The organism is Undibacter mobilis (genome assembly GCF_003367195.1).
Classification (GTDB): Bacteria; Pseudomonadota; Alphaproteobacteria; order Rhizobiales; family Xanthobacteraceae; genus Pseudolabrys; species Pseudolabrys mobilis.
Window position 1 is genome coordinate 152,898 of sequence record NZ_QRGO01000003.1, and the last position, 18,422, is coordinate 171,319.

The window sequence follows — 18,422 nt, forward strand, 5'->3', positions numbered from 1 at the left end:
AATACGCATTGCGGGGGAATACGCCTATGTCGAGACCGGTTCTTCTTGTCGCCGGCGGCAGCCGCGGCATCGGCGCCTCGATCGCCAAACTCGCCGGCGCGTCGGGTTACGACGTCGCGGTGAACTACCACAGCAATGCCAATGCGGCGGCGGGCGTGGTCGCGGCGGTGAAAGCCTCCGGCGGCCGTGCGGTCGCGATTCAGGGCGACATGGGGCAGGAGGCGGATATCGAGCGCGTCTTCGCCGAGACCGACAAGTTCGGCGCCATCACGCATTTCGTCCATTCGTCCGGCATCATCGGGCCGATGTCGCGGCTGGACGAGGCCGACACCGCGACCATCAAGAACGCGCTCGACGTCGATACCTTCGGCGCGCTGCTGTCCCTGCGCGCCTGCATCCGCCGCATGTCGACCAAGCACGGCGGCACGGGCGGTTCGATCGTGATGATCTCGTCAATGGCGGCGGTCATCGGCGGCGCCAATGAATGCGTCTGGTACGCTGCCGCCAAGGGCGCGGTCGATTCCATGGTGATCGGCATCGCCCGCGAAGTGGCGCGCGAAGGCATCCGCGTCAACGGCGTCAGCCCCGGCATGATCGACACCGACATCCAGCCGCCGGGCCGTGTCGATCGCATTACGCCGTCGATCCCGATCGGCCGCGTCGGCTCGCCGGACGAGGTGGCCGACAGTGTGCTTTATCTGCTTTCCGACAAGGCCTCTTACGTCACCGGTTCGAACCTCCGCGTTTCCGGCGGACGTTGAACACTTTGGCGCGAGGCACGCCGGGCCTTGCTTGCGCTCGCCGGTTGGCCGCCTATGATCGCCGCCCGAACAGCGATCCCACAACAAACCTGATGCAATAAGGGGTGAAACATGGTTGCCGCAGTACGTGTCCATAAGGTTGGCGGTCCTGACGTCCTCACGTTCGAGGACATTCAGGTGCCCGCGGCGGGCGAGGGCCAGCTCAAGATCAAGCAGCATGCCTGCGGCGTGAACTTCATCGACACCTATTTCCGCAGCGGCCTCTATCCTTCGCCGGTCGGGCTGCCTTTCGTCGCCGGCAATGAAGGAGCCGGTGAGGTGATCGAGGTCGGCCCCGGCGTGTCGGACTTCAAGGTCGGCGACCGCGTCGCCTATGTCGTGCCGCTCGGCGCCTATGCGCAGGAGCGTCTGCTGCCGGCAGCGCGTGCCGTGAAGGTGCCGGCCAACATCAGCTACGAGCAGGCGGCGGCGATGATGCTCAAGGGCATGACCGCCGAGTATCTGCTCAACCGCACCTTCAAGGTGGAGAAGGGCTCGACGATCATGGTCCATGCCGCGGCCGGTGGGGTCGGGCTCATTCTGTGCCAGTGGGCCAACCATATCGGCGCCACCGTGATCGGCACGGTCGGCTCCAAGGACAAAGCCGAGCTCGCCAAAGCCAATGGCGCGCACCACACCATCCTGTATCGCGAGGAAGACTTCGCCGAGAAGGTCAAGGCCATCACCGGCGGCAAGCTGTGCGATGTCGTCTATGATGGCATCGGCAACGACACCTTCCCGAAGTCGCTCGACTGCATCCGTCCGCTTGGCATGTTCGTGTCGTTCGGTTCGGCGTCGGGACCGGTCAAGGCCTTCGACATCAATATCCTGCAGCAGAAGGGATCGCTGTTCGCTACGCGGCCGACGCTCAACACCTACGCGGCCAAGCGCGAGGATCTGGTTGCGATCGCCGACAACCTGTTCAAGGTCGTGGGGTCGGGCGCGGTGAAGATTCCGGCCAGCCATAAATACGCGCTCAAGGATGCCAAGCAGGCCCATATCGATCTCGAAGGTCGCAAGACCACCGGCTCGATCGTCCTGATGCCGTAAAATTGGGCGGCGATGCCGCCCTACCTTGTTGCCCTCCCCCTTGCAGGGGGAGGGAATTGCGCTACGGATGGCATGACAGTTTTCGAGAACCTGCCTCCATGACCGCCCCCGATTCCGCTGCGCTCGGCGAACGCGCCGACATGATGATCCGGACTCTGGCCTCGATCTCGGCCGAGCCGAACCGGCTGGTCCGGGCCTTCCTGACGCCGCAGCATCGCGCCGCCGCCGATCTCATCGGCAAATGGATGCGCGAAGCGGGACTCGCTGTTTCGGAAGATGCGCTCGGCACCGTGCGCGGCCATTGGCCGGGCGAGGGCAAGAAGCGGCTGTTGATCGGCTCGCATATCGACACCGTGATCGAGGCCGGCATGTTTGACGGGCCGCTCGGCGTCATCGTCGGTATTCTCGCGGCCGGGCACTTCGCCCGGGCCGGGCGCAAGCTGTCATTCGGTCTCGATGTGCTCGCCTTCGGCGATGAGGAAGGGTCGCGTTTCCCGGTCACGCTGTCATCGTCCCTGGCGGTCGCCGGTCACTTCGACACGTCGCGGCTGGAAAAGGCCGATCATGACGGTGTGACGTTCCGCGACGTGCTGACGCGGTACGGCAAGAACGCCGCCGACATTCCCGCCGCGGCCTATTCGCGCGACGAAGCCGCCGCTTATGTCGAGGTGCATATCGAGCAGGGGCCTGTGCTCGAATATCGCAACCAGCCGCTCGGCGTCGTCACCGCGATTGCCGGACAGACCTACGTCAATGTCGAATTTCTCGGCGAGGCCGGCCATGCCGGCACCGTGCCGATGCTGCTTCGCCGCGATGCCTTGGCAGGTGCGGCGGAAACGGTCAGCCTTGCCGAACGTCTGGCGCGCGACACCAAAGGCGAAGTCGTGGCCACCGTTGGCGTGCTGCGCATTCCCAATGCCGCCGGCAACGTTATTCCCGGCAACGTCGCGCTGATCGTCGATATCCGCTCGGGCACCGACGCGGCGCGGCACAAATTTGTCGAGACGTTCAAACGCGAGGTGCGGGCGCTGGCCGAACGCCGCCATCTCGGTGTCACCATGGCCGACACGCGCAACGTTCCCACGACGCCCTGCGATCCTGCGCTTCAGGATGGGATTGCCAAGGCGATTACTGCGGTCGGCGGCGAACCGGTGTCACTCGTCTCGGGCGCCGGTCATGACGGCATGGCGATGGCGAAGCTGTGTCCCATCGCCATGATGTTCGTGCGCTGCCGCGGCGGCATCAGTCACAACCCGGCCGAATATACGAGCCCCGCCGATATGGGCCTCGCGGCCGCGGCGCTGATCAAGTTTATCGAGACGGCGAAGCTGTAAGAAGAAATCTCCGTTCGTCGTCGCAAAACGCGAACCCGGTCTTTCTGAACCGGATTCACGTTTACGCGGGACTGAACGGGCGGTCGTTCGTACTGCTACTCCCGATAGATATACGTCACGCGGCGCGTGCCCGGTTCGACCAGCACCGGCACACCGTTCACATAGGCGTAGTTGTATTCGTAGTTCGGCACAGGGGTCAGCACGACGTCCTGCGGCAGGCCGGCGCCTTCGACGACTTCGCCGTTGATGTAGACCGGCGTCACCGGGTTCTGCGTGACGTAGGCCTGTACGGTCGGCGGCGGTGGCGCGATGGCCAGCGGCGCACCGGCCGGGGCAACAAACTCGCCCTGGATGGTTCGCGTCGTTACGACCGTCGTGGTTGAGCCGACAGTGGCGGGCGGCGGTTCAAAGGACAGGGCAGGGACGGTCTGACTGACCACCACGCTCTGGCCGCCGGCCATGCCCATCATGTATTGCGAATAGGCCCAGCCCTGTTTGCCGTTATACGAAACCTGGCACCACAGGCTGCCGGCGATACAGCCGGTGACCGTGGCCTGGCCCTTGTCGGGGATGGCGCCGATCACCGGATATTCCGGTCCCGGGCCGGTGCGGATGTTGAGCGATGTGGTGGCCGTTGCCAGCGTCGCGGCCGAGGCGGGCAGCGCGACAGCCGCCAGCGCCGCGATGGCAGCCAAAAAGGTTGCGGTTTTACGCTGCATGTTCAGACTCCGATGGTTGAAGGCATGTTTATAACGCCGGCCATGCGCTTGCGTTCCCGCGGGAACTCCGGCTCAGCCCGCGCGCGGCGCCCGCACCACGGTGACGCTGCAAGGCGCTTCGGTGGCCACCTTGGCTGAAACGCTGCCGAGCACGCGGCGCCGAAATGAGTCCTGCCGCGCGCCGATGAGGATGTGGTCGACCCGGTTGACCGCGGCAAACTCGAGAATGGCCGCGGCCGCGTCGGTGCTTTCCAGCACATGAGCGGTCAGGCGGCGTTCATCGAGCTTGAGCGGCGCGGCCCAGGATTTCAGCCGCACAAGACGATCGATTTTCTTGTTGTGGCCCTGATCGTCGAGCGTTGAGTCGAGGGCGATGGCGCTCGTCTTCAAGACGTTGAGACAGGCCAGCCGCGCTTGCGGCAAGGTGGCAAGAATGCGCGCCGTCACCTCGAACAGCGCCGCATTGATCGGCGCGCCCTGTTCGCCAACATCCACCGCGACAGCCACGATGGGCGCAGAAGCAATCTGCGTTGCCACGGGCGACTTGCGCGGTGCGGTCAGGTCCGTGTTGAAACGCCGCCGCATCGCGGTGGTCCACGGATCGCGCGTCAGCTTTTCGGAGCGCGCCGTCAGCTTTACCTCGTCCGGGTGGCTGAGATCGAAGGCAAGCTGCGCCGCGGTCGGATGACGCCGGCCGGGCTCGACTTCGAGGCAGCGCAACACGATTTCCTGCAGCCATGGCGGATAGTCAGGCCGCAACGAACGCGGCGGCTTGGGATCGCGCCACAAACGGCGGCGCATACCGCGCAGCGTTTCGCTCTCACCGAACGGGCGCTCGCCGGTCGAGAAGAAATACAGCAGCACGCCGAGTGCAAACAGGTCGCTGCGCGGATCGTTGCGGATGCCGCGCAATTGCTCCGGCGACATATAGGGCGCTGTACCGAACGGCAGGCGGAATTCCTCCTGCATCAGGTCCGGCAGTTGATCGTGATGCGACAGACCGAAATCGATCAGCACGGCCGATCCATCCGGCCGAAACATGATGTTGCTTGGCTTGATATCGAGATGGACGACGTGCTGACGATGCAGGTCGTCGAGCGCCTCCGCGATCGTGACACCGAGGCGGGCGACTTCGTCATAAGGCAGAGGCAGATCGGGCAGGCGCTGGAGCAGGCTGGTGCCGGCGATCGCCTCCATCACGAGGTAGGGCTGATGGGCAAAGTCGCCGGCGGCGATGTACTTCGGAATATGGGGCCCATTCAGCTTCGGCAGGATCATCTGTTCCATTTCGAAGCTGACAATGGCGGCCGGATCGGTGCCTTCGCCGATGCGCGGCACCTTCATCAGCATCGGCTCATCGAGGCCGTCCTTGCTGACGCGCCACAACATGGCCATACCGCCTTTGTGCACCATCTCGTCAAGGCGGAAACCATCGATGACAAAGCCGGGATCGTGCAGCGGCCGCGCCATGTCTCATTTCCCCACATAGAGGCGTTCGGCCAATATCGGCGGCAGGCCCTGCTGCAGGATGCGCTTTGCCGCCGCCTCGATATCGTAGGGCACGCGGCGATAGGTGAGTTCGCCGCTGTCGGTGTCGAACAGGCAGTAGGCGGCGGCCGGATTGTCGTCGCGGGGCTGGCCGACGGCCCCAAGCACCGCGAGCCAGCGCCGGCCCGGCAATAGCGGCACCGGCGCATCGGTTGTCGGCGTGAACGACGTCATCTTGGCGGTCGAGGACAGGCTGTAGAGCGCCGGCCTATGGACATGACCGCAGAAGGTGACACGCGCCTGCGTAGCAGCGAGGCTGTCGGCGGCTTCCAGCGTGCTGACGACATACGTCCAGCGCTCCGGGTGGCTTGCTTCGGCATGCACGTAAAGCCGGTCGTAGTCGGATTGCGTCAGGGGCAGGTTTGCGAGGAAATCGCGCGCGGGTTTGCCAAGTTCGGTGCGCGTCCATTCGATGGCGACGCGGGCTTCGAGATTCATGCCATCGGCGGAGCCGCCAATGGCGGCGTCGTGGTTTCCCAGCACCAGCGTGGCGCCGTCTTCGGCCAGCCCCATGACGCGATCGAGCACCCAATCGGGATCGCCGCCATAGCCGACGAAATCGCCCAGCAAAACGGTTCGTTGCGCTCCGCGGGCGCGCGCGTCGGCCAGGCAGGCTTCGAAAGCCTGCCGATTGGCATGGATATCGGCGAACAGGGCGATCAGCACGGCGTTTCCCAGACGTGGCGATGTTGCCGCGTGAGGATCAACCCGTATTGATCCTTGTCAATGAGCCGAATGGCCGGGATAGCGGTCAGAATCCGACCGCGGTTCCGTGCAGGTCGTATTCGTCGGCGCGCTCGATCTTGACGGTCGCGATCTCGCCAACGCGCAAGGGACGGCGGCTGGCGACATAAACGTTGCCGTCGATCTCCGGCGCGTCGGCCATCGAGCGGCCCTTGGCGACGGTCGGGCCGGCCTCGTCGATGATGACCTGCTGGCGGCTGCCGACCTTGCGCTTGAGACGGCGCGCGGAAATCTTCTGCTGCGCGGCCATGAAGCGGTGCCAGCGCTCTTCCTTGACCTCGTCCGGCACCGGATTGCCCAGCGCATTAGCGGGCGCGCCGGCAACCGGCTCGTATTTGAAGCAGCCGACGCGGTCGAGCGAGGCTTCGTCGAGCCATTCCAGCAGCGTCTCGAATTCGGCGTCGGTCTCGCCTGGGAAACCGACGATGAACGTCGAGCGCAAGGTGAGGTCCGGACACATGTCGCGCCAGCGCGCGATCCGCTCCAGCGTCTTTTCCTGCGAGGCCGGTCGCTTCATGCGCTTGAGCACGTCATGATTGGCGTGCTGCAACGGCATGTCGAGATAAGGCAGGATCTTGCGCTCCGCCATCAGCGGAATGACGTCATCGACATGCGGGTAGGGGTAGACATAGTGCATCCGCACCCAGATGCCGAGCTCGCCGAGCGCCGAGGCAAGATCGAGGAATTTGGCGCGCACCTCCCGCGTCTCGCCGGCGGCGTTCTTCCAAGAGCTTGCCGCGTATTTGATGTCGAGGCCGTAGGCGGAGGTGTCCTGCGAGATGACCAGCAGTTCCTTGACGCCGGCCTTCACGAGGCGTTCGGCTTCGCGCATCACGTCGGCGGCCGGGCGCGAGACGAGATCGCCGCGCAGCTTCGGGATGATGCAGAAGGTGCAGCGGTTGTTGCAGCCTTCGGAAATCTTCAAATAGGCGTAGTGCCGCGGCGTCAGCTTGATGCCTTCCGGCGGCACCAGATCGATGAACGGATTGTGCTTCGGCGGCACCGCGCGGTGCACGGCGTCGAGCACGCTCTCATATTGCTGCGGTCCGGTGATCGCCAGCACGTTCGGATGCGCCCGGGTGATGTTCTCGGGCTCGGCGCCCATGCAGCCGGTGACGATGACCTTGCCGTTTTCGCTCAGCGCCAGGCCGATCGCGTCGAGCGACTCCGCCTTGGCGGAATCGAGGAAGCCGCAGGTGTTGACGATGACGAGGTCCGAGCCCTTGTGCTCGCGCGACAGCTCATACCCCTCGGCGCGCAGCCGGGTGATGATGCGTTCGGAATCGACCAGCGCCTTGGGGCAGCCGAGCGAGACGAAGCTCACCTTGGGGGCGGGCTGGCCGTCGGTGTCCGGGGCGGTCGTTGCGGGGGCGTCGAGCATGCGGCAGGAGCTAGACGCGAAAGGCCGGATTGGCAAGGGTGGGACTTGGCGGCCCGAAAATGGCGTAAACCGGCCCTCATGGTGAGGAGGGCCGCAAGGCCCGTCTAGAACCATGATGGGGCCGCCCCATCCTTCGAGACGCGCACTTCGTGCACTCCTCAGGATGAGGCGGGTAAACGCTACCTGTTCCGCAGCGCCTCGGCCTCCTCGTAGAACTTCTTCTCCCAGGCCTTCTGATTGTCCATGCCCTCGCGGATGAAGGGCGTGAACACGGCGACGTTGAGCAGGAGCCAGTTCATCAGGTTGGCCGGGAAGCGCAGAGGTTTGCGGAAGTCGACGAACAGCACCACGCGCACCTTGTCGGTCTTGTTCCAGGCCTCGTGCTCGAAAGCGTCGTCGAAAATCACGGCTTCGCCTTCCTGCCAGCGATAGACCTCCTTCTCGACGCGAATGCCGAGCTTGTCGCGCGGCTCCGGCACGATGAGGCCGAGATGCAGCCGCAGCACGCCATTATAGGGCCCGCGATGCGGCGGCAGATGCTTGTTCGGCTCGAAGATCGAGAACATCACGGTGATGAGGCCGGGGATCTTCTGGCAGATGCGCCAGGTCTCCGGGCACGCCTTGATGTTCTGCTCCGACTTGAAACCGTAGCCCGCGAGCAGGAAGGTCTTCCAGCCGCGGTCCTGGCTGATGGTGGAGACGTCGGTCGCCAGTTCGTGGAAGCCGGGCAGCTCGTCCTTGCGGGTAAGCACCTTGTCGAGCTCGGCGCGGATCGCCGGCCATTCCTTCTCGATCTCCCTGGCCCAGGGAAACACCGCCTTGTCGTAGATCGGCGGATTGCCGACCTTGCTGAACGTCAGGTTCAGCCGCTCGGCAAAGGCGACCACCGCCATGAAGAAGCGCGTGACCGCGCTCGGGCGGCCCATGGGCTTGATGCCCTCCGTACCGAATTGCTGGGCCGGCTCATTGGTCTGATTGGCGAGGGTCACTGTCGGTCGTCTCCATCGGGCGGCGGCCGCGACGGGCCGAAGCAGGGTCAATCTAGCCATCGCAGGCGCGCCGCAAAAGCCGGAGTTCCGCATGGTACTCAAGCGTTCGGGGCCATTCTGGGGCGACCGCCTATGGCTAACGGCGGGTTACGCCGATCGCGCGATTTGCGGCCTGCGCCGGAACGGAATGGAACTCTTTGTGTGGGAATGATGGCGGCATTGCGCGACCTTGGGAATTCCCGCCTCTGGAGTTTCGGTCATGTCGTCCAGGCATCGCCTGTTACTGCTGCTGACCAGCGCCTTCGGCGCCGTCGCCTTGCTGTGTCCGATCGGCACCAGGATGCAGCCGACGGCCGTCGTGAGCCCGATGACCAGCGCCGCGCCGCCGCTGTTCGGCAATGACGCCGCGCTCGCAGGCTCTGACAGCACGGTCCTGATGGCATTGCGCCGCGAGGCCACGCTGGCGCTCGGCCAGTTGCAGGCGCGGACGGCACCCTAGAACCGCCTCGCTTGCTGCCTCGGGGAGGCGCACCTATAAGCCGGGCCGCAGCACCCACGATCTGCGCCTCAAGGCCCGCGCCCCGATGAACCGCACCCAACGCCGCGCCGCGCAAAAACAGGCTCCCGGAGCATCGCCGGCCGCCGAGCTGTTCCAGCGCGCGTCGATGCATCACCAGCAGGGCGACCTGCCGGGCGCGGCGGTCCTCTACAAGAAGGTGCTGGCGGCCGACCCGGCTCATGCGCCGGCCTGCGACCGGCTGGCGGCGCTCTATCTGGCGCAGGGCAAGCGCGACAAGGCGGCGGCGCATTATGCCGAGCTCGCCCGCATGGCGCCGCAGACCCTCAACCAGTTCGATATCGTGCTGACGACGCTGAAGACGCTGCAGCCGGACTTCGCCGCGGCGCTCGACGCCATCGCGCGCGGCGAGGCGCCTGCGGTCGTCGCCCGTGTGAGCGATGCGATCGCCGCCGACGTCTATCTGCGCTGCGTGCTGGAAAACACCGCGGTGCGCGACTGGGCCTTCGAGCGCTGGCTGACCGCCGTGCGCGCGTCGTTGCTCGCGCTGGACGACGACGCCAAGCCGAGCGGCGATCTCGTCGCCTTCGCCGCGGCGCTGGCGCGGCAGTGCTACATCAACGAATACGTTTTCGCCGTTTCGGACGGCGAGGCGGAGCGGGTCGCAACGCTCACGGCGCGCGTGGGCGCCGCGCTCGAGACCGACGCGCCCGTGGCACCGTTCGCGCTGGCGGTGCTGGCCGCCTACGCGCCGCTTCAGTCCTTGCCCGGCGCGGACAAACTGCTGACCCGCAAATGGCCGTCGGCGGTCGAGGCCGTGGTGACGCAGCAGCTGCGCGAGCCGCGCGCGGAGGCGGCCTTGCGCGACACCATGCCGGTGCTCACGCCCATTGCCGGCGGCATCACCGCCGCGGTGCGTCAGCAATATGAGGAGCATCCTTACCCGCGCTGGGTGCGGCTGCCGGCGCCGCCGCCGCCGATGGTGCTCGACGACCTCATTCGCTTCCAGTTTCCCTCGCAGCCGTTCCGCCCGGTCGGCAAAACCGACCGTCTCGATATTCTCATTGCCGGCTGCGGCACCGGGCGCATCGCGCTCGAAGTGGCGCAGAGCTTTGCCGGCGCGCAGGTGCTGGCCGTGGATATCAGCCTGTCCAGCCTCGCCGCCGCCAGGCGCAAGACGCCGCCGGCGCTGAAAGACGCCATCGCATTCGCGCAGGCCGATATCATGTCGATCGGTTCGATCGGCCGCGACTTCGATTTCATCGGCGTCGGCGGCGTGCTGCATCACATGGAAGACGCGCTCGGCGGCTGGCGCGAACTGATCAAGCTGATGCGGCCGAACGCGCTGATGCAGGTCGGGCTCTACAGCGCCCATGCGCGCCGGGAAATCAACGAAGCGCGCAAGCTCATCGCCGAGCGCTGCTTTCCCGCGACCGCCGACGGCATCCGCCGGGCGCGGCAGGACTTGTTCGCGCGCAGCCCGCATTTCAATTTCATGACCTTGCGCGATTTCTTCACGACGAGCGAAGTGCGCGATCTGATTTTCCACGTTCATGAGCGGCAGTTCACGATTCCGGAGATCGCGGATTTCATCGCGGCGAGCGGGCTCGATTTCATCGGCTTCGAATTCAGCAATCAGGTCGTTCACCAGCATCACCGCGCGGTGTTCGCCAGGAACGGCTGGTCGCTCACCGACCTTGCGCGCTGGAACGCCTACGAGCGCGACAATCCCGACATCTTCGCCAGCATGTACGTGTTCTGGGTGCAGAAGAAGGGTGAGGTCTGCTAGCGATCACCGGACGGTTTTCGACCGTTTGTGCGATGCGCTGCGCATTCTCGGCTATGCCGTCAATCTGGCCTGCTTTGTCGGCGGGCAGACTGACGACGTAAGGGAGGGCACGACGCCAATCCGACACCATTGCGCCGGCCGGCGGCTTGAACCGAACGCGCCCGCCCGCGACAATGCGGGCGGGTGTCCGATCGAGGGGCTGACATGTCCGGAATCTTGAAATGGCTCGGTGAATCTTGGGCATCATTTATCGACGGCGACCCCTTCTCCACTTTTGCCTCGGCGGCGATGGGCGCATTCGCAGGCGCGGTAGCAACGAGTTGGAGAGAACGCCGGCGTGCAGTTATTCAAGAGATAAACAATATCAACGCCGCGCGGACGTTATCGTTTTCGATTTGCAACGGGTTTATCGCTCAAAAAAAACAACACATCCGAGGCCTGAAAAAGGAATACGATGCCGCTCGCACCGAGTTTATCAAGGCCCAAGCCGCCGCTGCGGCTGCACCGGGTAAGCTTCATGTCGTGGAATTATCGGCTAACTATGGCACTCTGACACAAGCATCTCTTCCGATCGCGGCATTGCAGAGCCATGTTCTTGAAAAAATCTCGATGACGGGAAGAGGGCTGATGTGCGCGGTCCAGCTCGGACAAGTATACGACGCCTTTAATCGTTCAATTGCCGACCGGAATACATTGAGTGTGGAGCTTCGGGAAGGTAGGCAAAAGCACGGGCTGTCGGACAAGGACGTGGCCTATTTGTATTTTGGTTTGCCCACGGTGGGTGGCCGTGATGATCGATTTAAGGACAATCTGACGGCGCTATCTGAATATGCAGACGATGGCATCTTTTTCTCAAAATTACTCGCTGAGGATCTGGGCGCCTACGGAAAGGCGTTACGTCGTCGAAATCGGTGGCGTGTGTGGTCATTGCCCCGGATTGGTACCGAAGACTGGAGCGACGTCGAAAAAGAGGGGCTCTTGCCTCCGGCGGAAAACTACGCCGCTTGGCTCAGTGCCTTTGCGCCACGAAAATCACGCCTGTCTGTTGTCGGCGCCTGGCTAGGGAAACGTTGGAGGTACGGCGCGTTCGCCGACGTCGTGGGTACCGGGGCGGGTACAAAATAAATACATATGATTAAATTATTGATTATAAAAGAGATATGGCGGAAGGGGTGAGATTCGAACTCACGGTGGGCTTGCACCCACGCCGGTTTTCAAGACCGGTGCCTTAAACCACTCGGCCACCCTTCCGTTGTCCGCGCCGCCGCCCGGGCGGGCAGGGCGGTACGGCCTTTTATGATCGTAAAGCCGTCCTGTCCGCTAGTTCATTGGTCGAAGGCGGCCGCTCTTGCAAGAGGGCGCCGCCTTAAGTATCCGGGATATCGACGATTTGTCTCGACTCGGGGGAAAAGCCCGAGCGGAACCAATCGTTTACCACAACCGCCCGGATGGGTTTGCGCCGCGGCCGGTTGAGGTTAATGTTGTTGCACTGCCACCGGGGACGAATTCTTCAAGCATGCAGGTTTCGGAAGAAAGCGGCCGGATCGGTCTGTGCGCACGCGTCGCCGTGCTCGTCGCGGGCGGGCTGCTGCTTGCCAATTGCTCCGCCAATTCGCGTCTCGACCCCAAATGGGGCGTGGCCGCGAGCCCGCGCGTCGTCGAAGACGGCGAGCCGGTGCCGAAAGGCGGCGGGCGCTACCGGGTCGGCAAACCTTATACGGTGGCCGGCCGCACCTACGTTCCCGAAGAGGATGTGAACTACAAGGCGGAAGGCTACGCCTCGTGGTACGGCTCCGATTTCCATGGCCGCTACACGGCCAATGGCGAGATCTTCGACAAGGAATCGATTTCGGCCGCGCATCCGACCATGCCGCTGCCGTCCTATGCGCGGGTCACCAATCTGCGTAACAAGAAGTCCATCATCGTGCGCGTCAACGATCGCGGGCCCTATGTCGGCAACCGCATCATCGATCTGTCGTCGCGGGTGGCCCAGCTTCTGGAGTTCCACGGCCACGGCGTCAGCAAGGTCAAGGTCGAGTATGTCGGCCGCGCGCCGCTCGCCGGTTCCGACGACCGCAAACTCGCGGCCACGCTGCGCGACGGCAATGCGCCGCCGCCGAAGGTGCAGGTGGCTTCGTCCAAAGAATTCGCACCTTATTTCGATCCCAAGCCGATGGCCGAGTCCAAGCGTCCGGCCAAAACGCCGGCCACCATGACCCCGGCGGCGCAACAGGTTGCCGCCGTTGCGGATGACGACGAGGTGGAAACCGAAGCGCCGGCCCGCATCGCCGCGGCCAGTCTGCCCGCGCCCGTGCGTCCGGCGGCTGTGCAAAGCGCCCCCGCCGAGGCCACGCCCGCCGTTTCGCAGGTTTCGGCCTACGCCCCGCCCCGGTATGATGGCCGCGCGGGATTCATGAACGGCCGCGGCTTGTACTGACGCGGCTGCGCACCTTCCGTCACAGCGCTGCCATTTTTGCCCGGTGGAACACCGGCGCGAAAGGCCGTTGCGGGGCGCCCGTCGCGCCTTTAATCGCCTGAGCGGCAGATCGGGAAGTCGGGTCGCTGATGACAGCGTTTCGGACCAACAAATTCGTCGGAGCTGCGATCGCGGCGCTGTTTGCGGCCGCGGTTTGCGCGCCGGCTTTTGCCGCGACCAAAGCGCACCGGCCGGGCTCGGGCCACAAGCCGGCCTCGGGGCTCGCCAACAAGAAAGACCCGGCCAAGAAAGACGAGCCGCCGATCAACGCCAAGCACGCCATTCTCATCGACGCCGAGAACGGCAGCGTGCTGTTCGAGCGCGACCCCGATGTGATGATCTATCCGGCCTCGCTCGCCAAGCTGATGACGGCCGAATACGTCTTCAACGAACTCAAGCAGGGCCGTCTCAATCTCAACGACGAGTTTCCGGTCAGCGAAAACGCCTGGCGCAAAGGCGGCGCGCCGTCGCGCACCTCCACCATGTTTGCGGCATTGCATAGCCGCATTCCGGTCGATGCGCTGATCCATGGCATGATCATCCAGTCGGCCAACGATGCCTGCATCGTGCTGGCCGAGGGCATTTCCGGAACGGAAGCGGAGTTCGCCCGCAAGCTGACCGAGCGCGCGCGCGTGATCGGCCTGGAGAAATCGACCTTCGCCAATTCCAACGGTCTGCCCGATCCCGGCACGCAGGTGACGACGCGCGAACTGGGCCTGCTCGCGCGCCACATCGTCGTGACCTATCCGGAGCTGTACAAGATCTACGGCCAGCGCGACTTCACCTGGAACAAGATCAAGCAGCCGAACCGCAACCCGTTGCTGCCGCTGGAAATCGGCGCCGACGGCATGAAAACCGGCTTCACCAAGGAAGCCGGCTACGGTCTCGTCGGCTCGGCGGTGCAAAACGGCACGCGGCTGATCGCGGTCGTCAACGGCCTCGGCTCGCCGAAGGAGCGCGCCGACGACGGCAAGCGGTTGCTCGAATGGGGTTTCAAGAATTTCGATCACCGCATTCTGTTCGCCGAAGGGCAGATCATCGGCACCGCCAAGATCTATGGTGGCGCGGAGGGCAGCGTGCCGTTGCTCGCGCCGGGTCAGGTGCAGGTGATGATGCCGAAGTCGGGCGGCGATCGTCTGATCGCGCGCATCGTCTATAACGGACCCGTGGCGGCGCCGGTCAAGAAGGACCAGCCAATCGGCGTGCTGCGTGTGTGGCGCAACGACAAGGTCATTCTCAATGTGCCGCTGAAGGCAGCGGAGGCCGTCGCGCAAGGCTCGCTCTCGCAGCGTGCCGTCGATGCCGCCGCCGAGCTTGTGATCGGCGTATTCCGCGCCGGTGCGCAAAAGCTATGAGCGCAGAATCTTTCAGGAAGCGCGGCAAGTTCATCACCTTCGAAGGCGGCGAGGGCTCGGGCAAGTCGACGCACACGCAGTTGCTGGCGGAACGCCTGCGCGCGTGCGGGCTCGACGTCGTGCTGACGCGTGAGCCCGGCGGCTCGCCCGGCGCCGAGATCATCCGCCACATCATTCTCTCCGGCATTGCCAAGCCGCTCGGCACCGAGACCGAGACCATCCTGTTTGCCGCCGCGCGTGACGATCACGTCAACGCCACCATTCTGCCGGCGCTGCTCGCCGGCAAATGGGTCGTGTGCGACCGCTTCATCGATTCGACCCGCGTCTATCAGGGCGCGCTCGGCAAGGTCGACATGAAGCTGATCCGCGGGCTCGAGCGCGTCACTGTCGGCGAGGCCATGCCGGATCTCACCATCCTCATCGACGTGCCGGCCAATATCGGCCTTGCCCGTGCCAAGACCCGGCGCGGCGAAGGCGCGGCCGACCGCTTCGAGGCGGAGTCGGTGGAGTTTCATGAGAACCTGCGGTTGGCGTTTCTCGATGTGGCGCGGCAGGAGCCGAAGCGCTTTGCCGTGATCGACGGCCGGCCGCCGCGCGACGTTGTCGCCGAACGCGTCTGGGCCGCGGTGGAGCAGCGTCTTCTCGGCGCGCCCGCCACGCCGGTCGAGGCCGCGGTGCCATGACCGACGAAGCCGAAGACGGCGCAGGCCTCGCCCCGCATCAGACGACCGTGCTGTTCGGCCATGCCGATGCCGAGCAGACCTTGCTTGAAGCCTATCGCGGCGGCCGCATGCCCCATGCCTGGCTGATCGGCGGCCAGCCCGGCATCGGCAAAGCGACGCTGGCCTACCGGCTGGCGCGCTTCGTGCTGGCGCATCCCGATCCGGCGTCGCCCGCGGTGCAGAACGCGACCTCGCTCGCCGTCGACCCGGAGCATCCGGCAGCGCGCCGCATGGCCGTCAAGGCGCAAGGCGATTTGCTGGTGCTCGAACGCGTGATCAATCCGCAGACCGGCAAGCTGTTTCAAAACATTCGTATCGACGACGTGAAGCGGACGGTCGGCTTCTTCGGCTCGACCGCAGGTGAGGGCGGCTGGCGCATCGCCATCGTCGATCCGATCGACGATCTGCAACGCGACGGTGCCAACGCCTTGTTGAAGATTCTGGAGGAGCCGCCGCCGCGCACACTGCTGCTGCTCGTCAGCCAGTCGCCAGGCCGCGAACTGCCGACCATTCGCTCGCGCTGCCGGCGGTTGCTGCTGCGGCCGCTCGCGACAGAGGATGTCATGCGTGCCGTTGCCGCCGCCACCGGCGCAGCCGACGGCGATCTGCGGCCGGCTGCCGAAGCATCCGGCGGCAGCCCGGGCCGTGCGCTGCATCTCCTCGACGGTCCGGCGCTGGCCTTGCGCGGCCGTGTGCTCGACCTGATGGAGCAATTACCGAAGCCCGATCCGCGCGCGCTGCACGCGCTCGGCGATGCCTTGTCGGGCACCGATCCTGAATCGCTTGAGACCTTCGTCGATCTGGTCAATGGCTGGTTGTCGGATCGCTTGCGGACCGAAATCGGCGCCGGCCAGAAGAACAAGGCGGCGATGGCCTGGGAGCGGATCAACCGGGCGGCACGCGACGTCGAGGCCTACAATCTCGAACGCAAACCCCTGGTGTTTGCCGTTTTCAAGGAACTCGCCGACGCGGCCCGGCGGTCCTGATCGTCAGGTCCGGCGTGTTATCTCGGGAACAAGACGGCGCAACTGTTGCGTGGCCAAAAGCGTTCGCTTCACGCGACGGTGTGTTGGCGATCACAGCCGACGCCGACACGGCGGTCCAATATTACCAAAGTCGTTCGCCGGCATGGCCGGGCGATGGGGTGGGGCACGACATAAGGAGTTGTCAATGAAATCGCTTGTGACCAAGCGCTCGATCATTATCGGGGGACACAAGACCAGCGTCAGTCTTGAAGACGCGTTCTGGCAGGAGTTGAAGAAGATCGCCGAGCACCGCCGCGAGACCTTGTCGTCCCTGGTCAACGCGATCGATACGAACCGCGGCGAAGGCAATCTGTCGTCCGCCATTCGGCTTTTCGTGCTCGAAAACGCCCGCGCCCGCGCAATGGAAGTGATGACGGAGCGTCAGGCCAGCGGTGCCACTGTCGAGCTGGCGCAAGGTCGCTAAAGGCAAAGCTAGCCCGAAAAAGCAATCGCCGGCCTTTAAGGCCGGCGACAATCGAAGATCAGCAGCGCGGCGGGGAAATCAGTAGCCGCGCTTCTTGTTCTTCTTGGCGGCCTTGCGGGCGGCGTAACGCGCGTCACGCTTGGCCTTCTGCTCGGCGAGCAGGGCCTCGTCGGCAGCGGCCTTGTCGGCCGCTTCGAGGACCGCGAGTTCCTGGGCTTCCTTCTGCAGCTTGGCCTGGCGCTCGGCCTCGATGGCGGCGAGACGGGCTTCCTCGGCTTCACGGACCTTGCGGGCCGCTTCACGCTCGGCGTCGCGTTTGGCCTGACGCTCAGCGCGCGCCTCGGCGATTGCGAGACGTTCAAGGCGCTTGGATTCGAGTTCGGGAGCCTGGGTGGCGGCCCGGAACTTCTCGAGCATCGCCTTTTTAACGGCAGCGGCGTTGTTCCGGCGCTCGAATGCGTCGGGACTTCTGAATTGACTCAAATTTTTCTCCTGGAGGGTCGCTGGGGCGGGTGACTTTAAAGCAATGTGGATTACAGGCGTTATATGGCGTGCCGACGCGATGCAATCAACTGTGCCGCGTCAATTTATCGGGCGAATATGCGACAAAAAATGGCCGGAACGAGGCTGACCTCGTCCCGGCCGATCGATGGAGACGCGCTGCCCGGCCAAAGTTGGCCGCAAGTCAGATCCGCGCCGTCTCGAAGGCGTTCACCCACATCGCGCAGATGCCGGAACGAACAATCTCCGCGCGCGTGAATTCAACCACCGGGACCGGCAGGTTCTGACCGTCGATGATCTCGATGACCGTCCGCAGCCCCGATTCCTTCGGCAGGTCGCATTGGCTGATGTCGCCATTGATGACCACCGTACAGTCCTCGCCGATACGGGTGAGGAAGGTCTTGATCTCGGCCGCGGTGGTATTCTGTGCCTCGTCGAGCAGGACAAAGGCATTCTTCCAAGAGCGGCCGCGCATCACCTCGAATGGCACCAGTTCGATGGCGCCATTCTTGAGCGCGATGTCGTAGGCGGCTTTGCCAATGCGTTCCTTGATCGCCTCGATGACAGGCGCGGCCCAGGGCGCGAACTTGTCCTCGAGCGAGCCGGGAAAAAAGCCGAGCGAACGGCCGCAGGGCACGTTCGGCCGCGTCAGGATGATTTTGTCGATCTGTCGGTTGCGAAGAAGGTCGGCGGCGTGCGTGGCGGCGATCCAGGTCTTGCCGGTGCCGGCGGGCCCGAGAACGATGACCTGAGGACATCTGCGAAGGGCGTCGAGGTAGTCGGCTTGCGTGGGATTGAGCGGTTTTATCGGCGGCAAGACCCGTTCAGCTTCAAACTTGTTTTGAAAGTTGATGATCTCGGCGGTACCAGACAAGCGATCATGACGGCGTCTCTTCTTGCTGTTCAGGTTCTTACCCAAGGCCGACTCCTTCTCGTGGACTGCTTGAGGGTCACAAGCACCCGCGGTCCGTAACGGACGCAGGAAAATCCATGCATCGAACGTGCCAGCTCCGGCCGTTTGCGGCGACCTGAGCGAACAATGCGGGTG

Annotated in this window: 18 protein-coding genes and 1 tRNA gene; 11 read left to right on the forward strand and 8 right to left on the reverse strand. The window is 64.5% G+C overall.

Features of this window, described 5'->3' with window-relative positions; genetic code table 11:
* Positions 1-26: 26 nt before the first annotated feature.
* The 3 genes from DXH78_RS18185 to DXH78_RS18195 all read left to right on the forward strand — a co-directional run bounded on the left by DXH78_RS18185 (position 27) and on the right by DXH78_RS18195 (position 3,184).
* A complete protein-coding gene (locus tag DXH78_RS18185) occupies positions 27-761 on the forward strand; it encodes an SDR family oxidoreductase (RefSeq protein WP_115518679.1) in 735 nt (244 codons plus the stop codon).
* Positions 762-872: 111 nt separating this feature from the next.
* The gene (locus DXH78_RS18190; RefSeq protein WP_115518680.1) at positions 873-1,850 is read left to right on the forward strand and encodes a quinone oxidoreductase family protein; all 978 of its coding nucleotides are present in this window, start codon (positions 873-875) and stop codon (positions 1,848-1,850) included.
* Positions 1,851-1,948: 98 nt separating this feature from the next.
* Positions 1,949-3,184 carry an allantoate amidohydrolase gene (locus DXH78_RS18195; protein ID WP_115518681.1) on the forward strand — a complete coding sequence of 412 codons (1,236 nt, stop codon included), beginning with the start codon at positions 1,949-1,951 and terminating at the stop codon, positions 3,182-3,184.
* A 95-nt stretch (positions 3,185-3,279) separates the two neighbouring features.
* On the opposite strand, the gene DXH78_RS18200 is transcribed toward DXH78_RS18195, so the two are convergent.
* The 5 genes from DXH78_RS18200 to olsC form a co-directional block, all read right to left on the reverse strand.
* Positions 3,280-3,903, reverse strand: a complete 624-nt coding sequence (locus DXH78_RS18200) for a DUF1236 domain-containing protein (protein WP_115518682.1) — start codon at positions 3,901-3,903, stop codon at positions 3,280-3,282.
* A 72-nt stretch (positions 3,904-3,975) separates the two neighbouring features.
* On the reverse strand, positions 3,976-5,373 hold the full coding sequence (locus DXH78_RS18205) for a serine/threonine protein kinase (RefSeq protein WP_115518683.1): 1,398 nt from the start codon (positions 5,371-5,373) through the stop codon (positions 3,976-3,978).
* Positions 5,374-5,376: 3 nt separating this feature from the next.
* On the reverse strand, positions 5,377-6,117 hold the full coding sequence (locus DXH78_RS18210) for a metallophosphoesterase family protein (RefSeq protein ID WP_115518684.1): 741 nt from the start codon (positions 6,115-6,117) through the stop codon (positions 5,377-5,379).
* 85 nt (positions 6,118-6,202) lie between these two features.
* Positions 6,203-7,576: a 30S ribosomal protein S12 methylthiotransferase RimO gene (gene rimO, locus DXH78_RS18215; protein ID WP_115518685.1), complete on the reverse strand. Its 1,374-nt coding sequence runs from the start codon at positions 7,574-7,576 to the stop codon at positions 6,203-6,205.
* 179 nt (positions 7,577-7,755) lie between these two features.
* On the reverse strand, positions 7,756-8,565 hold the full coding sequence (olsC, locus tag DXH78_RS18220) for an ornithine lipid ester-linked acyl 2-hydroxylase OlsC (protein WP_245416941.1): 810 nt from the start codon (positions 8,563-8,565) through the stop codon (positions 7,756-7,758).
* 259 nt (positions 8,566-8,824) lie between these two features.
* On the opposite strand from olsC, the gene DXH78_RS18225 reads away from it, so the two are divergent.
* The 3 genes from DXH78_RS18225 (at position 8,825) to DXH78_RS18235 (ending at position 11,996) form a co-directional block, all read left to right on the forward strand.
* Complete coding sequence (locus DXH78_RS18225) at positions 8,825-9,064, forward strand: hypothetical protein (RefSeq protein WP_115518687.1); 240 nt, start codon at positions 8,825-8,827, stop codon at positions 9,062-9,064.
* Between the two features lie 85 nt (positions 9,065-9,149).
* Positions 9,150-10,871, forward strand: a complete 1,722-nt coding sequence (locus DXH78_RS18230) for a class I SAM-dependent methyltransferase (RefSeq protein WP_115518688.1) — start codon at positions 9,150-9,152, stop codon at positions 10,869-10,871.
* A 204-nt stretch (positions 10,872-11,075) separates the two neighbouring features.
* Positions 11,076-11,996: a hypothetical protein gene (locus tag DXH78_RS18235; RefSeq protein ID WP_115518689.1), complete on the forward strand. Its 921-nt coding sequence runs from the start codon at positions 11,076-11,078 to the stop codon at positions 11,994-11,996.
* A 36-nt stretch (positions 11,997-12,032) separates the two neighbouring features.
* Here DXH78_RS18235 and DXH78_RS18240 read toward each other — a convergent pair.
* Positions 12,033-12,122 (reverse strand) — tRNA-Ser (locus DXH78_RS18240).
* Positions 12,123-12,387: 265 nt separating this feature from the next.
* Between DXH78_RS18240 and DXH78_RS18245 the strand changes: the two genes are divergently transcribed.
* From DXH78_RS18245 to DXH78_RS18265, 5 genes are all read left to right on the forward strand, one after another.
* On the forward strand, positions 12,388-13,308 hold the full coding sequence (locus tag DXH78_RS18245; RefSeq protein WP_115518690.1) for a septal ring lytic transglycosylase RlpA family protein: 921 nt from the start codon (positions 12,388-12,390) through the stop codon (positions 13,306-13,308).
* Between the two features lie 128 nt (positions 13,309-13,436).
* A complete protein-coding gene (locus tag DXH78_RS18250) occupies positions 13,437-14,702 on the forward strand; it encodes a D-alanyl-D-alanine carboxypeptidase family protein (RefSeq protein WP_115518691.1) in 1,266 nt (421 codons plus the stop codon).
* Entirely contained in the window at positions 14,699-15,385 is a 687-nt protein-coding gene (gene tmk, locus DXH78_RS18255) for a dTMP kinase (RefSeq protein WP_115518692.1), read from the forward strand. Before DXH78_RS18250 ends, tmk begins: the two co-directional genes overlap by 4 nt.
* On the forward strand, positions 15,382-16,410 hold the full coding sequence (locus DXH78_RS18260) for a DNA polymerase III subunit delta' (protein ID WP_115518693.1): 1,029 nt from the start codon (positions 15,382-15,384) through the stop codon (positions 16,408-16,410). Before tmk ends, DXH78_RS18260 begins: the two co-directional genes overlap by 4 nt.
* 184 nt (positions 16,411-16,594) lie before the next feature.
* Positions 16,595-16,873: a ribbon-helix-helix domain-containing protein gene (locus tag DXH78_RS18265; RefSeq protein WP_115518694.1), complete on the forward strand. Its 279-nt coding sequence runs from the start codon at positions 16,595-16,597 to the stop codon at positions 16,871-16,873.
* Positions 16,874-16,951: 78 nt separating this feature from the next.
* Here the strand turns inward: DXH78_RS18265 and DXH78_RS18270 are convergent, their stop codons facing one another.
* Together DXH78_RS18270 and DXH78_RS18275 are read right to left on the reverse strand one after the other, a co-directional pair.
* Positions 16,952-17,356 (reverse strand): DUF6481 family protein, encoded by a 405-nt coding sequence (locus tag DXH78_RS18270; protein ID WP_115518695.1) that lies wholly within the window; start codon positions 17,354-17,356, stop codon positions 16,952-16,954.
* Between the two features lie 202 nt (positions 17,357-17,558).
* Entirely contained in the window at positions 17,559-18,248 is a 690-nt protein-coding gene (locus tag DXH78_RS18275; RefSeq protein ID WP_430727511.1) for a PhoH family protein, read from the reverse strand.
* Between the last annotated feature and the right edge of the window lie 174 nt (positions 18,249-18,422).

What these genes read in the sequence shown, in the direction of transcription:
- DXH78_RS18250 (WP_115518691.1), top strand. Translation starts at nt 13,437, where the DNA reads ATGACAGCGTTTCGGACCAACAAATTCGTCGGAGCTGCGATCGCGGCG.
- DXH78_RS18230 (WP_115518688.1), top strand. Translation starts at nt 9,150, where the DNA reads ATGAACCGCACCCAACGCCGCGCCGCGCAAAAACAGGCTCCCGGAGCA.
- DXH78_RS18185 (WP_115518679.1), top strand. Translation starts at nt 27, where the DNA reads ATGTCGAGACCGGTTCTTCTTGTCGCCGGCGGCAGCCGCGGCATCGGC.
- DXH78_RS18195 (WP_115518681.1), top strand. Translation starts at nt 1,949, where the DNA reads ATGACCGCCCCCGATTCCGCTGCGCTCGGCGAACGCGCCGACATGATG.
- DXH78_RS18245 (WP_115518690.1), top strand. Translation starts at nt 12,388, where the DNA reads ATGCAGGTTTCGGAAGAAAGCGGCCGGATCGGTCTGTGCGCACGCGTC.
- tmk (WP_115518692.1), top strand. Translation starts at nt 14,699, where the DNA reads ATGAGCGCAGAATCTTTCAGGAAGCGCGGCAAGTTCATCACCTTCGAA.
- DXH78_RS18260 (WP_115518693.1), top strand. Translation starts at nt 15,382, where the DNA reads ATGACCGACGAAGCCGAAGACGGCGCAGGCCTCGCCCCGCATCAGACG.
- DXH78_RS18200 (WP_115518682.1), bottom strand. Translation starts at nt 3,903, where the DNA reads ATGCAGCGTAAAACCGCAACCTTTTTGGCTGCCATCGCGGCGCTGGCG.
- DXH78_RS18190 (WP_115518680.1), top strand. Translation starts at nt 873, where the DNA reads ATGGTTGCCGCAGTACGTGTCCATAAGGTTGGCGGTCCTGACGTCCTC.
- rimO (WP_115518685.1), bottom strand. Translation starts at nt 7,576, where the DNA reads ATGCTCGACGCCCCCGCAACGACCGCCCCGGACACCGACGGCCAGCCC.
- DXH78_RS18235 (WP_115518689.1), top strand. Translation starts at nt 11,076, where the DNA reads ATGTCCGGAATCTTGAAATGGCTCGGTGAATCTTGGGCATCATTTATC.
- DXH78_RS18205 (WP_115518683.1), bottom strand. Translation starts at nt 5,373, where the DNA reads ATGGCGCGGCCGCTGCACGATCCCGGCTTTGTCATCGATGGTTTCCGC.
- DXH78_RS18225 (WP_115518687.1), top strand. Translation starts at nt 8,825, where the DNA reads ATGTCGTCCAGGCATCGCCTGTTACTGCTGCTGACCAGCGCCTTCGGC.
- DXH78_RS18265 (WP_115518694.1), top strand. Translation starts at nt 16,595, where the DNA reads ATGAAATCGCTTGTGACCAAGCGCTCGATCATTATCGGGGGACACAAG.